At 33.1% G+C, this 14,219-nt stretch carries 18 protein-coding genes; 14 read left to right on the top strand and 4 right to left on the bottom strand.

What is annotated here, in order from left to right; translation table 11 throughout:
- The first annotated feature begins 483 nt into the window (after positions 1-483).
- The 5 genes from WBG21_RS06905 to purD are packed head-to-tail and all read left to right on the top strand — an operon-like array spanning position 484 to position 5,797.
- Positions 484-825, top strand: coding sequence for a hypothetical protein (locus WBG21_RS06905; RefSeq protein WP_340076186.1), 342 nt, complete (start codon positions 484-486; stop codon positions 823-825).
- A 13-nt stretch (positions 826-838) separates the two neighbouring features.
- Positions 839-2,137, top strand: coding sequence for a UDP-glucose dehydrogenase family protein (locus WBG21_RS06900; RefSeq protein WP_340076184.1), 1,299 nt, complete (start codon positions 839-841; stop codon positions 2,135-2,137).
- A 14-nt stretch (positions 2,138-2,151) separates the two neighbouring features.
- Entirely contained in the window at positions 2,152-3,135 is a 984-nt protein-coding gene (locus tag WBG21_RS06895; protein WP_340076182.1) for a UDP-glucuronic acid decarboxylase family protein, read from the top strand.
- Positions 3,136-3,139: 4 nt separating this feature from the next.
- Positions 3,140-4,489, top strand: a complete 1,350-nt coding sequence (locus WBG21_RS06890; protein ID WP_340076180.1) for an exopolysaccharide biosynthesis polyprenyl glycosylphosphotransferase — start codon at positions 3,140-3,142, stop codon at positions 4,487-4,489.
- Between the two features lie 36 nt (positions 4,490-4,525).
- Complete coding sequence (gene purD / locus WBG21_RS06885; RefSeq protein ID WP_340076177.1) at positions 4,526-5,797, top strand: phosphoribosylamine--glycine ligase; 1,272 nt, start codon at positions 4,526-4,528, stop codon at positions 5,795-5,797.
- Here purD and WBG21_RS06880 read toward each other — a convergent pair.
- The gene (locus tag WBG21_RS06880; protein WP_340076175.1) at positions 5,792-6,013 is read right to left on the bottom strand and encodes a DUF6341 family protein; all 222 of its coding nucleotides are present in this window, start codon (positions 6,011-6,013) and stop codon (positions 5,792-5,794) included. The two genes, purD and WBG21_RS06880, sit on opposite strands and share 6 nt — an antisense overlap.
- Positions 6,014-6,060: 47 nt before the next feature.
- On the opposite strand from WBG21_RS06880, the gene WBG21_RS06875 reads away from it, so the two are divergent.
- A complete protein-coding gene (locus WBG21_RS06875; protein WP_340076172.1) occupies positions 6,061-6,984 on the top strand; it encodes a DUF6427 family protein in 924 nt (307 codons plus the stop codon).
- On the opposite strand, the gene upp is transcribed toward WBG21_RS06875, so the two are convergent.
- Entirely contained in the window at positions 6,973-7,629 is a 657-nt protein-coding gene (gene upp / locus WBG21_RS06870) for a uracil phosphoribosyltransferase (protein ID WP_340076169.1), read from the bottom strand. The two genes, WBG21_RS06875 and upp, sit on opposite strands and share 12 nt — an antisense overlap.
- A 78-nt stretch (positions 7,630-7,707) precedes the next feature.
- Between upp and WBG21_RS06865 the strand changes: the two genes are divergently transcribed.
- A complete protein-coding gene (locus WBG21_RS06865; protein WP_340076167.1) occupies positions 7,708-8,313 on the top strand; it encodes a DUF4254 domain-containing protein in 606 nt (201 codons plus the stop codon).
- Entirely contained in the window at positions 8,300-9,364 is a 1,065-nt protein-coding gene (locus WBG21_RS06860; RefSeq protein ID WP_340076165.1) for a glycosyltransferase family 9 protein, read from the top strand. The genes WBG21_RS06865 and WBG21_RS06860 overlap by 14 nt, the downstream gene beginning before the upstream one ends.
- Here WBG21_RS06860 and WBG21_RS06855 read toward each other — a convergent pair.
- On the bottom strand, positions 9,349-10,401 hold the full coding sequence (locus WBG21_RS06855; RefSeq protein ID WP_340076163.1) for a ferredoxin--NADP reductase: 1,053 nt from the start codon (positions 10,399-10,401) through the stop codon (positions 9,349-9,351). The genes WBG21_RS06860 and WBG21_RS06855 overlap by 16 nt on opposite strands.
- Before the next feature lie 96 nt (positions 10,402-10,497).
- Here WBG21_RS06855 and WBG21_RS06850 point away from each other — a divergent pair, with 96 nt between their 5' ends.
- The 4 genes from WBG21_RS06850 (at position 10,498) to WBG21_RS06835 (ending at position 13,204) form a co-directional block, all read left to right on the top strand.
- Positions 10,498-11,982: a DUF5687 family protein gene (locus WBG21_RS06850; RefSeq protein WP_340076161.1), complete on the top strand. Its 1,485-nt coding sequence runs from the start codon at positions 10,498-10,500 to the stop codon at positions 11,980-11,982.
- Between the two features lie 11 nt (positions 11,983-11,993).
- Positions 11,994-12,689, top strand: coding sequence for an ABC transporter ATP-binding protein (locus tag WBG21_RS06845; protein WP_340076159.1), 696 nt, complete (start codon positions 11,994-11,996; stop codon positions 12,687-12,689).
- Between the two features lie 121 nt (positions 12,690-12,810).
- A complete protein-coding gene (locus WBG21_RS06840; RefSeq protein WP_340076157.1) occupies positions 12,811-12,993 on the top strand; it encodes a hypothetical protein in 183 nt (60 codons plus the stop codon).
- 37 nt (positions 12,994-13,030) lie between these two features.
- The gene (locus WBG21_RS06835) at positions 13,031-13,204 is read left to right on the top strand and encodes a hypothetical protein (protein WP_340076155.1); all 174 of its coding nucleotides are present in this window, start codon (positions 13,031-13,033) and stop codon (positions 13,202-13,204) included.
- Between the two features lie 31 nt (positions 13,205-13,235).
- On the opposite strand, the gene WBG21_RS06830 is transcribed toward WBG21_RS06835, so the two are convergent.
- On the bottom strand, positions 13,236-13,568 hold the full coding sequence (locus WBG21_RS06830; protein ID WP_340076153.1) for a helix-turn-helix domain-containing protein: 333 nt from the start codon (positions 13,566-13,568) through the stop codon (positions 13,236-13,238).
- A 152-nt stretch (positions 13,569-13,720) separates the two neighbouring features.
- Between WBG21_RS06830 and WBG21_RS06825 the strand changes: the two genes are divergently transcribed.
- Entirely contained in the window at positions 13,721-13,903 is a 183-nt protein-coding gene (locus WBG21_RS06825) for a hypothetical protein (protein ID WP_340076151.1), read from the top strand.
- 53 nt (positions 13,904-13,956) lie between these two features.
- On the top strand, positions 13,957-14,127 hold the full coding sequence (locus tag WBG21_RS06820; RefSeq protein ID WP_340076149.1) for a hypothetical protein: 171 nt from the start codon (positions 13,957-13,959) through the stop codon (positions 14,125-14,127).
- Positions 14,128-14,219: the final 92 nt, after the last annotated feature.

Below are 14,219 nucleotides of genomic sequence, written 5' to 3'. Positions count from 1 at the left end.
ACCGATAAAGATCTTATAAAATCATCTCCTTTAGTCTTTTTTAAAGTAAGGAGAAACTACTATATGGTTTTCGGATTTTGATTAATCTAATGTGGAGAAGTCTTAGTCAAAATATTGAAAACAAAGACTTGTTTATTCTTAACCCACCATTTTGTAGATTTACCTTGTTAATCAAATAATATCCTCACCTAAAAAGGTTTCCGTGAACAATAATTTAGGCACAAGGGAAGGGCAAATGTTGCTAAAGGGAGAAGAGATAATATTTCATCATTCAAGAAAATGGCATGAAATATATAAGTTGGATTGACAGTACATAAAAAAGAATGACAAAAACATTGAGACATGAATCTATCAATATTATTAGAAAAAAACCCTAAACATAGTTGGAGCAAAAAAAATAAGTCATAATTTTGAACTGTCTTATTTCATTATTTTTTATAGAAATTCATATGCTCATTGTGAAAGTTTAATTAGAAGAAAAAGATGGAACCTAAAAAAGTAGCCGAATATGCAATAAAGTACCTTAACTTTCAAAAGGAAAACATTAAAAACCTTGAAAATTCAATAAGCATATCCTATGAAGATTTAACAGACAATACGGATGCAATATCTAATAGGATTATAAAATTTATGCCAGAACTTGTAGATATTAAATTTAAAAAGAAGTTTTCGGCACATAACTATTGGAATGAAAAAATGAAAATAACCAACCTTAACCATGAAAACATAAATAGATTATCCGAAGAGCAAATGAATGCTATTAATACTGTTTTTAAAAAAGATGAAAAAACACTAAGCTATTTTGGGTATAAACTTATTTTGTAAATATTAAAATCGAATGAAAATATCAGTTATAGGAACCGGTTATGTGGGTTTGGTTACAGGAACCTGCCTAGCCGAAACAGGGAATGAAGTGCTTTGTGTAGATATAGATGAGGCTAAAGTACAAAAAATGAAAAATGGAGAAGTCCCCATTTATGAACCTCATTTGGATGTTTTATTTGAACGGAATATCAAAGCGGGACGACTTAACTTCACAACATCATTAAAAGAAGGTCTAGATCATGGAGAAATTATTTTTCTAGCACTACCCACACCCGAAGATGAAGACGGTTCCGCTGATTTAAAATATGTTTTAGGGGTAGCTGATGAAATAGGAAAATTAATTACAGAATACAAAGTTATTGTTGATAAGAGTACTGTCCCTGTAGGCACTTCAGACAAGGTAAAAGAAGTAATAGCTAAGCATGCAAAGATAGACTTTGATGTGGTGTCCAATCCTGAATTTTTACGGGAAGGCTTTGCAGTAGATGATTTTTTAAAGCCAGAACGTATTGTTATAGGTTCAGGTTCATCAAGGGCGACAGCACTTATGGAGAAGTTATACAAACCCTATGTTCGCTCAGGAAACCCTATTATTATTATGGATGAGCGCTCTGCAGAACTCACCAAATATGCAGCTAATGCATTTTTGGCCACTAAGATCACTTTCATGAATGAAATTGCAAATTTCTGTGAAAAAGTTGGGGCAGATGTAGATAAAGTACGCATAGGTGTTGGCACAGACTCAAGAATAGGTAAACGATTCCTTTTTCCGGGGATTGGATATGGTGGTTCTTGTTTTCCAAAAGATGTAAAAGCATTGCACAAATCAGGAAAAGACAATGCTTATGATTTTCAAATATTAGGTTCGGTTTTAAAGGTAAACACCAAACAGAAGTTAGCCCTTATTCCCAAGATAAAAGGGTACTTTAACAACAATCTTTCGGGCAAAAAAATAGCTATTTGGGGCCTGGCTTTTAAACCGGAAACAGATGATATTAGAGAAGCTCCAGCATTAGACATTATAAATGCATTACTGGAATTAGGTGCTAAAATTACTGCTTTTGATCCTGAGGCAATGAATAATGTAAAAAGAAAGATGGGAGATAAAATACAGTTTGCAGCCAATATGTATGAGACACTTGATGGAGCAGAGGCATTAGTCATTTGTACAGAATGGAGTATATTTAGAACTCCAAATTTGCAAAAATTAAAAGACAATTTAATTAACCCAGTTATATTTGATGGGAGAAATCTATATGATAAAGAAGAAATAAGAGATGCGGGGTTTAATTATATATCAATTGGGAGGTAATAAGCTAAAATAATATGAAACGAGTTTTAATAACAGGTGCTGCGGGGTTTTTAGGGTCACATTTATGTGATCGGTTTATTAAAGAAGGCTTTTATGTGATTGGAATGGACAACCTCATTACAGGAGACTTAAAAAACATAGAACATTTATTTAAGCTTGAAAATTTTGAATTCTATCATCACGATGTTACAAAATTTGTACATGTTCCTGGAGAGATAGACTATATATTGCATTTTGCTTCTCCTGCCAGTCCTATAGATTATCTTAAAATTCCTATTCAGACTCTTAAAGTTGGGGCATTAGGGACTCATAATTTATTGGGATTAGCAAGAGAAAAAAAGTCACGTATTTTAATAGCATCTACTTCTGAAATTTATGGGGATCCTTTGGTTCACCCACAAACAGAAGAGTATTATGGAAATGTAAACACTATTGGCCCAAGGGGGGTATATGATGAAGCTAAACGATTTATGGAGTCAATAACAATGGCATATCATCGTTTCCATAATGTAGATACTAGGATTTTACGGATATTTAACACCTATGGCCCTAGAATGCGATTAAACGATGGAAGAGTTATTCCTGCTTTTATTGGACAAGCTCTTAGAGGTGAAGACCTTACGGTGTTTGGAGATGGGATGCAAACACGTTCCTTTTGTTATGTAGACGATCAGATAGAAGGAATTTATAGGCTTTTAATGAGTGATTACATATATCCGGTAAATATTGGTAATCCAGATGAGGTCACCATTAAAGAGTTTGCTGAAGAAATAATAAAATTGACAGGAACAAATCAAAAAATTATTTATAAGCCTTTACCTCAAGACGATCCTCTTCAAAGACAACCAGATATAACGAAAGCAAAACAGGTTCTAGATTGGGAACCTAAATACAGCAGAAAAGAAGGAATGAAAAAAACATATGAATATTTTAAATCCTTGAATAAGGAAGACTTACAAAGAACTGCTCATAGGGATTTCTCATCGCACATTAAATAATAAAATGGGGTATAAAAGAGGAAGATATTCAAAATTCTTATTACCATTTATATGCATAATAGACCTTACAGTTGTAAATCTTACTGCATATATTCTGCCAATTCTTTTTAAGACCCCAGTACTATTTTCAACCTATATCTCCATTACATGGGTAGTAATTGCATTAAGAAATAATTTTTATGAAGTTCATCGCTATTCTAAAGTAACCCTTATTCTCTCTTTGCTTTCTAAACAATTTGTTTATTATTTTTTGGCACTATATGCATTTATTGGATTCTTTAAAGAAGTAAATATTAGTAGACTATTATTAGCAACATATTGTTTGATAGTACTAATAATAGTGGCAATTATAAAGTTTACATTTCATTATCTCTTGATGAAATATAGAGAAAAATATGGAGGAAATCAAAGAAAGGTTATAGTAATAGGGAAAAATAAGAAGACAGATCAATTAGTTCAAATATTTCAAAAAAGATTAGAATATGGGTATGAGTTTAAAAAACAGTTTTCATTAACAGAGGGGAAAAATACTCTAAAAGATTGCTTTGAATATGTTTTAAAAGAAAATATAGATGAAATATATTGTTCGGTTTCAGAACTTTCAAATAAAGAAATAGAAAAGATTGTTGATTTTACAGACTTAAATCTTAGAGTTATTAAATTTTTACCAGACAATAAAAATATATACACTAAAAAATTAAAATATGAGTATTATGACTATCTACCTATACTTTCATTAAGAGATGTCCCTTTAGATAACCCTATAAATTTTTTCACTAAAAGAACATTTGACATCATTTTTTCTTTTCTTATCTTCTTCTTCATTTTATTATGGTTAATTCCTATTCTTGGGATATTAATAAAAATAGATTCAAAAGGGCCTATCTTTTTTAGGCAAAATAGACCAGGACTTAATGAAAAAGGGTTTTATTGTTATAAGTTTAGGTCTATGAAACTTAATGATGTTACTGAAAAATCAGCAACTAGAAATGATCCAAGAGTAACTAAATTAGGGGCTTTTTTGAGGAAAACAAGTATTGATGAACTTCCTCAATTTATTAATGTATTATTAGGAGATATGTCTGTGGTAGGGCCTAGACCACATTTATGGAAACAAAATGCAGAATATGGTAAAAACGTTAATAAATATATGATCCGTCATTTAGTCAAACCAGGCATAACAGGTCTTGCTCAAACAAGAGGGTATAGAGGAGAAATAGAAACGGATGGAGATATGATAAATAGAATTAAGCTGGACATTTTTTATATTGAAAACTGGTCTTTAGTCTTAGACATTAAGATAATTATACAAACCGCTTTAAATATGATAAAAGGTGAAGAGAAAGCCTATTAACTTTTTGATATAAATTTTTATATACAATACAAATTAATGAACATTCTTATTTTAGGTTCCGGAGGGAGAGAGCATACCTTTGCTTGGAAAATTTTACAAAGCCCCAAAGTAAAAAACCTTTTTGTAGCCCCGGGAAATGCAGGGACAGCAACAATTGCTAAAAATATACCCATCAATGTAGCAGATTTTCAAGCAATTAAAAACTTTGTGATTAATGAAAACATCGACATGGTTGTAGTAGGCCCTGAAGATCCTTTAGTAAAAGGGATTCATGATTTTTTTCTCTCAGAAAAAGAATTAAACAAGGTAAATGTTATAGGCCCTGGAAAAATAGCAGCTCAACTTGAAGGGAGCAAAGAATTTGCAAAGCAGTTCATGATGCGGCACGGAATTCCAACAGCACAATATCAAAGTTTTACTAAGGAGGCCATAAATTCAGCCTTTAAATTTTTGGAAACATTACAGCCACCATATGTCTTAAAAGCTGATGGGCTTGCAGCGGGTAAGGGCGTATTAATTTTAAATGACCTGCAAGAAGCTATAAATGAACTTCAAAACATGTTAGTCGCCGAGAAATTTGGAGAAGCAAGCACTAAAGTGGTTATAGAAGAATTTTTAGACGGCATAGAACTAAGTTGTTTTGTGTTAACAGATGGAAAGAATTATAAAATACTTCCTACGGCCAAAGATTATAAGCGGATAGGTGAAAGAGACACCGGATTGAATACCGGAGGCATGGGCGCTGTCTCTCCTGCTCCTTTTGCCGATGAAACACTATTACAAAAGATAGAAGAAAACATTGTTAAACCAACAATAGAAGGGCTTCAAAAAGATAAAACTCCATACAAAGGGTTTATTTTCATAGGCCTTATAAAAGTAAATGGAGACCCCTATGTGATCGAGTATAATGTTCGGATGGGTGATCCTGAGACAGAAGTAGTTCTTCCTAGGATCAAGAATGATTTGGTAGAACTATTTGAAGCAGTAGCGAATCAAACCTTGGACAAAATTGATATAGAAATTGACGAACGTGCTGCCGCAACCGTTATGTTAGTTTCCGGAGGTTATCCGGAAACCTATGAGAAAGGAAAAGAAATTAAAGGGATTGAAAAAGTAGAAAATGCCTTAATTTTTCATGCAGGAACGAAGCTGGAAGCGAATAAGGTTGTAACAAATGGTGGAAGGGTTATTGCCATTACGTCTTTAGATAAATCGTATAAAGAGGCTATAAAAAAATCGTACCAAGAGATAGAAAAACTACACTTTGATAAGATATATTATCGGAAAGATATTGGTTTTGATTTATAGATAGGAGTGTGCTGTAATGCTCTTATCCTCTTCATTATTATCATTGAATTTTTTCAATTGCATTATCCAGTAAACCATGGCAACAAAACCAATAATAGCTAAAAGCCAATTTACGATATTAGCGACCCACCAGTTTTCCGTAAAACGTAAAGCATCATAAGGAACAAAAAGTACATTCACAAACAAACTTTCAATACCTTCAAAAAAACTCTTCATAGATTAAGAAATATTATATTTACTGTACAAAAATATAAAAACAAAACATGATATCAAGCATATTTGGAAAGACAAAGCCCATTAATTTTGTTTTTATTGTAGGATACCTTTTTGTATTTTTTATACTATCCGTTTTTAACACCTTAGATACACCAATAACTTTTTCGATAATGACATACCATGGCATTTCATGGGTGATCCTTATAGTGTCCATTTTCATTATTGATTTTATTGTGAAAAAAAATCACCTGTCAAAAAACAATTCATACATTATTTTAGTATTTGCGCTTTTGCTAACATTATCTCCGGAATCATTTTTTGACAGACAAATTATTCTATCCAACGGCTTCCTGCTCTTAGCTATCCGTAGAATTATTAGCTTACGGTCTTACGTGGCAACAAAAAGAAAGATATTTGATGCAACGCTGTGGGTAATAATTGCTTCATTGTTTTATGAACCAGCTATTTTAGGACTTTTATGGGTTTTTGTGGGACTTATTGTATATGTAGGGAAGGATGTTAAAAATTGGTTTATCCCGCTTTTAGTAGTAGGGATGGTACTTATATTTGGATACACGTATGCCATTTTAAAAAGTGATATAACCATCTTTAAAGAAATCATAAGCATTGATCTAAGCTATATCCCTAAAGAGTTTTATCAATCAATCAATACTTTTTCTTTTTGGATTGTAGGTGGAATAGGAATAATATCATTATTGTCTTTTTTTATTCAGATAAAGGCAAAAACATCAGAGGCCAGAACAGCAATAGCATTAATAATAGGATTACTGTTTACAACTTTAGCGATGAATGTTGCATTACCGGAATACAATAAAGCAGCATGGTTATTTGTAGCATTTCCTTTAGCACTCCTTATTGCAAACTATATAGAAACAAGATCGAAAAAATGGGTTGAGGAAATTACCTTATGGTTGTTCCTAGTGGCACCATTTGTAGAATTAATGCTGTAATTTAGTACCAAAAGACAAATCGCCTGCATCTCCCAAACCGGGAATAATATATCCTTTATCATTCAACCCATCGTCAATAGCAGCAATCCATAAATGTGTTTCCGGAGGGAAATGTGATTCTAAATATGCAATCCCTTCAGGAGAACCAATAGCAGAAATCAAATGGACCTCTTTAGGAGTACCCAAGGGTTTCATCACCTCAAATACAGAAGTAAATGAATGGCCGGATGCCAACATAGGATCTGCCAATAACAACGTTTTCTCTTCCAGAGATGGAGCAGCCATATATTCTACTATTATTTCAAAATCAGTTTCATTCAAATGATGCCGATAAGCAGAAATAAAAGCACTGTCCACACCATCAAAATAATTTAGTAACCCTTGGTGCATGGTCAAACCTGCTCTTAGTATGGAACAAATAACAAGATCATTTTTTATTAAAGGTGTTTTTTTAGTGCCTAAGGGAGTACTAATATTTTTAGAATGGTAAGAAAGCGATTTACTTAGCTCATATCCCAATACTTCACCAATGCGCTCTATGTTTCTTCGAAAACGCATACGGTCTTTTTGAATAGAAATAGCTCTAATTTCACTAATAAATTGGTTAAGTATGGAATTTTGCTCCCCGATATGATGAATGTACATAATGTCTTTTTAGGCAGAAGTATCAATAATCCAAAAGTAACCAATTATAGATTATATTTGCAACTCAAAGCAAGAACAATGAAATTCAGCAAATTTGCCTACCAAATATTTGAAGAAAGCATAGAAAAATACCATGTATTAGACAGTGTAAACCAATCTTTTGAAAATCCATACCCAAAAAACAAAATAGAGCATCTTCTATACCGAAAAAACTGGATAGATACGGTACAATGGCATTATGAAGATATTATTCGTGCCCCTAAAATTGATCCGGTGGAGGCACTTGGATTAAAGCGAAAAATTGATGCTTCAAATCAAGATCGGACTGATATGGTAGAATATATTGACAGCTATTTTTTAGATAAATATAAGGAGGTAAACCTGAACCCTGATGCCACCATAAACTCTGAAAGTCCGGCATGGGCTATAGACCGCCTATCCATTTTAGCATTGAAAATATACCATATGCAAGAGGAAGTATTAAGAGAAGATGCATCCCCTGAGCATAAAGCTGCTTGCCAAACAAAACTAAATGTATTGCTGGAACAGCGCAAAGACTTGTCTTCAGCAATCGACCAGCTTTTGGAAGACATTCAAAATGGCAAAAAATACATGAAAGTGTACAAGCAGATGAAAATGTACAATGACGAGGAGTTAAACCCCGTACTGCGTGAAAAAAAATAGTCCACAAGAACACCTTTTGATTATCCGCCTTTCTGCTATGGGCGATGTAGCAATGGTAGTACCAGTGCTGATGCTTTTAAGACAAAAATACCCGAAACTAAAAATAACAGTTCTCTCAAAAGCATTTTTCAAGCCTATTTTCAATGACATCCCAGATATTCATTTTCATTTTGCTGATGTAAAAGGGAAACACAAAGGCATTTTGGGATTGTACAAATTATCAAAAGAGCTTAACCAATTAGGAGTAACAAAAATAGCAGACCTGCATAGCGTGTTAAGAAGCAATGTTCTATGTTGGTTTTTGAACTGGAAAAGGATTAATATTAAAAAGGTTGACAAAGGAAGAAAAGAAAAAAAAGCACTTACGCGGCCTCAAAACAAAATATTTAAACAACTAAAAACAACCCACCAACGATATGCAGATGTTTTTTCTCAACTAAACTTTCCAATTGATGTAAGCAACTCCGTTTTTCTACCCAAAAAAGAAATAAACCCAAAAATCCATAATCTGATAGGAGCAGACACTAAAAAATGGATAGGAATTGCACCTTTTGCGGCACATAAAGGCAAAATGTACCCATTAGATTTGATGGAAGAAGTTATTCAAAAACTTGACAAAACCAATCAATTTAAAATCATCATTTTTGGAGGTGGAAATAAAGAAAAACAGCAAGTAAACGCAGTTTTAAAAAATCACAAAAACACGGTCAATACTATTGAAAAACTCACTTTTGAAGAAGAATTAGCATTAATATCCAACCTTGACATAATGGTTTCTATGGATAGTGGAAATGCTCACTTAGCAGCTATGTATGGTATTAAAGCAATAACGCTCTGGGGAGTTACCCATCCCTATGCCGGGTTTTGTCCCATTGGTCAACCCAAAGAATATGCATTGCTTTCAGACCGTGAAAAATATCCATTAATTCCGACCTCTGTGTATGGAAATAAGTTACCGGACGACTATAAAGAAATTATGCGGACAATTACTCCTGAGCAAGTGATAGAAAAAATATTGGAAGGTATAGAACAGCATTACACATCATCATAGTCAATAACCAAGGTTTCTGAATCAGGATTTGCTTGACATGTAAGAATCAATCCTTCAGCTACCTCGGAATCTGTTAAAATCTGATTTTTTACCATAGTGGCGCTCCCTTCTTTAATACGGGCAATGCAACTGCTACAAATACCTCCTTGACAGGAATAAGGAGCATCTATTTTTTGTGCTAATGCAGCATCAAGGATACGTTGCGATTTGTCCATCACAAAAGAAGTTTCCTCGTCATCTACCCATATTGTTATTTTTGTTTTGCCTTCCGGGACATCTTTAGAAGGTTCTTCTTCATTAGAAGTTGTAAAGAGCTCAAATTTTATCTGTTTGTCAGAAACCGTATTCTCTTTAAGTATTTCAGAAACCGTTTCAATCATTTCTTCAGGCCCGCACAGGTAAAAAGTATCAAAAGCCACTTCTTTATACTTATTCTTCAGGATAAAATTAACCATAGACCGATCTATTCGACCAAACAATGCACCGTCTTCAGTATTTCGGCTATAAATAAAGTAAACAGATAATCGTATTGTAAATTTTTCAATAAGGGCCAACAGTTCTTCATGAAACATGGTTTCTGCAACAGATTTATTTCCATACACAAGAACAAAGGAGCTATTGGGTTCTTCCTCTAAAACCGTTTTTATAATGCTCATAATAGGTGTAATACCACTTCCGGCAGCAAAAGCGATAAGATTTCTTTTTTTAGAAGGATCAGGCATAAAAATAAATTTCCCCTCAGGAGGGTGTACCTCCAAAACATCTCCTATCTGAAGCTCGTCATTTGCATATGCTGAGAAAGTGCCTTTAGGCACTTTTTTTATCCCTACACGAAGCAAATCATCCATATGCGAACTACAAATAGAATAGGACCTGCGAATTTCTTTGCCATTCACTATTTTTTTAATAGTGATATATTGTCCTGCTGTGAATGAAAAAACATGTTTCAAATTTTCCGGGATTTCAAAAGAAATCATAACAGCTGATGGTGTGATACGCTGAATTTCTTTTACTTTTAAGGGATAAAAAGAAGCCATACATAAAATTTTGTCCAAAAATAAGAAAGACCAAAAGGTTATTGTAACAAAAGGTTAATATTTATACTAATATTTAAGAGTAAAATTAGCAATAGTATGTTTAAGCACTTCTTTATTCTCCAGTGGAAATCATTTTTCAGGGCATCTAGTGTTGGAAAAAGCATTGGGTTAAAAATTCTTATGGGGTTTTTGGCACTCTATTTCTCAGCCGTATTTTTAGGTTTGGGAATAGGGTTATATCCACTACTAAAAAAAATATCTCCGGAAGCAGACCCTTTAACTGTTGTGAACCAATATGTGGTATTATGGTTGGCAGCCGACCTTATATTTCGTTTTTTTATGCAAACCTTACCAGTGATAGACATAAAACCACTAATGTACTTACCGATAAAGAAAGGGAAAATAGTACACTATATATTATTAAGGGCACTTACCTCTTTTTTCAATATCCTTCCTTTATTTGCAATAATTCCTTTCGGGATTATCTGTATTGCCAAAGGAGATTATTCTCCATTGAGTGGCACTGTTTGGATACTGAACATGTTTCTTTTGATTTTAATGGTAAACTATACCAACTTTCTGATTAAAAAAAAGTTTGCTGAAAACCTAAAAAAGTTTTTGCCATTTATAATGTTGGGAGGATTGTTTGCAGCATTGGAATATTTTAATGTTTTTAAAATAAGCGAATTTATTGGAAATATTTTAAACTCTTTAACAACAAACCCTATTTATATAAGCATTCCTTTTTTAGTGTTAATGGGCTTGTACAAATGGAACTATAATTTTTTAAAAAGCCATTTTTATTTAGACACATCATTTAGACCAAAAACGAAAGAAGCGAATACAAATGATATGGGATGGATCCGCCGTTTTGGGGATATTGCTCCTTTTTTACAACAGGATTTAAAACTCATTTGGCGTAATAAACGCCCCAAAACTACAATTTGGATATCACTATTAATAGTAGGCTATGGATTGATTTTTTATCCACAAGAAACCTATCAAGATATGCCGGCCATTTTTGTGTTTGTGGGGATATTCATAACGGGAATTTTTATGATCAACTTTGGACAGTTTATACCTGCTTGGGATAGTGGTTATTATAGCATGATGATGGCACAAAACATTCCAATGAAAAAATACTTGGCATCCAAAATGGGGTTAATGAATTTTAGTGTTATTGTACTGTTTCTGTTGAGCACCCCTTATGTGTATTTCGGATGGAATATTTTGGTACTAAACGTAGCCTGTGCTATTTATAACATGGGAGTGAATGTTCCAATATTGCTCTACGCAGGGTCTTTCAACAGAAAACGAATTGATTTAGACAAAAGCCCTTTTATGAACTATCAGGGAACAGGGGCAACACAGTGGCTGGTCGGGCTTCCATTAATGCTTTTCCCATTAGCAGTATGGTTTTTGTTTTACAAATTGACCAGCTATCAGATAGCTACATTTGTTATAGGAATAGCTGGTATAACAGGACTCTTATTAAGAAATTATTTAATGGAAATTATTGTACGGGCATACCGGAAAAATAAATATGCAATGATCAACGGGTTTAAAAAACAAGGAGAATAAAAAAACATAAAATGATATTAGTAACAGACCTCTCAAAAAAATACGGAAACATGACCGTACTTAATATAGAAACCTTAGAAATACCAAAAGGACAAAGCTTTGGCTTAGTGGGGAATAATGGCGCAGGAAAAACAACATTTTTCAATTTATTGTTAGACCTTGTTCAGCCAACTACCGGACAGATCATCAATAATGAGGTTCAAGTAAACCAAAGTGAAGCATGGAAACCTGAAACAGCTGCTTTTATTGATGAAAGTTTTTTAATAGGGTACTTAACCCCGGAAGAATACTTCTATTTCATAGGAGAACTGAGAGGCTGGAATAAAGCAGATATCGATGCTTTTTTGGAGCAGTTCACGGAATTTTTTAATGATGAAATTTTAGGAAAGAAAAAATATTTAAGAAACCTTTCAAAAGGAAACCAAAAGAAAGTAGGCATCGTAGCTGCTTTGATTGGAAATCCAAAAGTGATTATTCTTGATGAACCATTTGCTAACCTTGACCCTACAACACAAATCCGCTTAAAAAAAATCATCAAAAAACTAGCTGAGGACATTGAAATTACCATACTTATTTCCAGCCATGATTTAATACATGTTACAGAAGTATGCGAACGGATTGTTGTACTACACAAAGGAGATGTTGTAAAAGACATAAAAACCTCCTCTGAGACCCTAAAAGAGCTGGAACATTTTTTTGAGGAATGATAATTTTATTCTCAAAATCAATTTTTTATAACTAAAAAGAATTTTTTATTACAAAAACAACTAGTTTTTTTATGGTAGTTGCCCCTTTCTTTGCCAAAAGCTAATTAAAAACTACTGTTTTATGTTACAACAATTACGTATAAATCTTAAAAGAAGAACTGTTCAAACATTAAATAATCGTGAGATGTATGAAATCTCTGGAGGAGATGATTCATCATCAACAACCCCTCCCGATAATGGAGACAGCAACCCATGGCTAGATGGAACAGATAGCAATCCATGGTTGGATGGAAGTGGAGAATAACATATAGTTAAGCTTAAATTGATTAAATCAAAATGTCATGAATAAATTAGAATTTCAAATAGTAAAACCTCTGGAAATGGTTACAATTAAAGGAGGTCATGGCCCTGAAATAGTGCCTGTTGGGATGGAAACTGAATTTTTTGAGGAAGAAGATTTTAATGATGAATTATTATTTAAAAGGCGACCGATTAAGAAAAGAAGAGTGGGATAGTAGAATTATACCTCTATTAGGGGGATTTTTATTATGAAAATCGTTGATGCAATAATGCCTCTAATTTTTCAATCATTTTATCTTTATCTTTTAGACGCGCTTCGTATAAATGCAACATCTTAGGGCTCATTTTTGTGCTTTCCTTTTTATCATGACTCTTGTTAGAGGCAATCTCTAAAAGTTGCTCCAGAGGAGTTTCTAGTACCTCAGCTATTTTTAGGAGGCGCTCTACACTTAGCTTGGTTTCATTACGCTCTAATTTAGTATATGCCGCTTGGCTTATATTTAGCCTGAACGCCAGGTATTCTTGGGAATACCCTCTCACTTTTCGAACGTTCCGGATGTTTCGCAACACATAATCCATAACCTGAAGTTATAAAAACTATCATAAAAGTAATAAAAATCTTCAAATAATTATATTTTTTTTTTGTAATTAATAGATTACTTTGTTTACAACAAAATATTCCGGAAACTATTTTGTAATTAAAAAAATGTATAATTTTAAAAGCGTAAATTATGAGATTAGAAAATTTTAACGTACAAAAACTAGACACAGAAAATCTTAGGAGAGTTAATGGTGGAGATATCAGATTTCCTGGATGGTTAGGATGGTTAACCTTTGCGGTTTCTGTTATTGATGAATTTAACGAAGTATATTCTGAAGAGACATCGTCTTCTAGTAGACCATGGAATCAATGAATTAAAGTTTAATTAAAATTAAAATAATCATGAAAAATTTAGAAAAACTAAATGTGTATAAACTATCACAGAAAGAACTCAGAACAATTAATGGAGGAGGACTTGGCCGTTGGATAGCTAAAGGACTTATAGCAGTTGAGGATGCTGTTTATAATTTTTTTAATGGACATTATGAGCATTTTAGTAAAGATGATGGACCATATAATGTTGATGATGCATATTAGTATATTAACAAATGTACATACAGGATGAGGAGTAATTATTACTCCTCATCTAACATCCCTATAAGAAACTAGAATAATTTCAGAAACATAAG

This window comes from Leptobacterium meishanense, assembly GCF_037645805.1.
GTDB lineage: Bacteria > Bacteroidota > Bacteroidia > Flavobacteriales > Flavobacteriaceae > Leptobacterium_A > Leptobacterium_A meishanense.
This window is presented reverse-complemented; position numbering and strand designations above follow the sequence as displayed.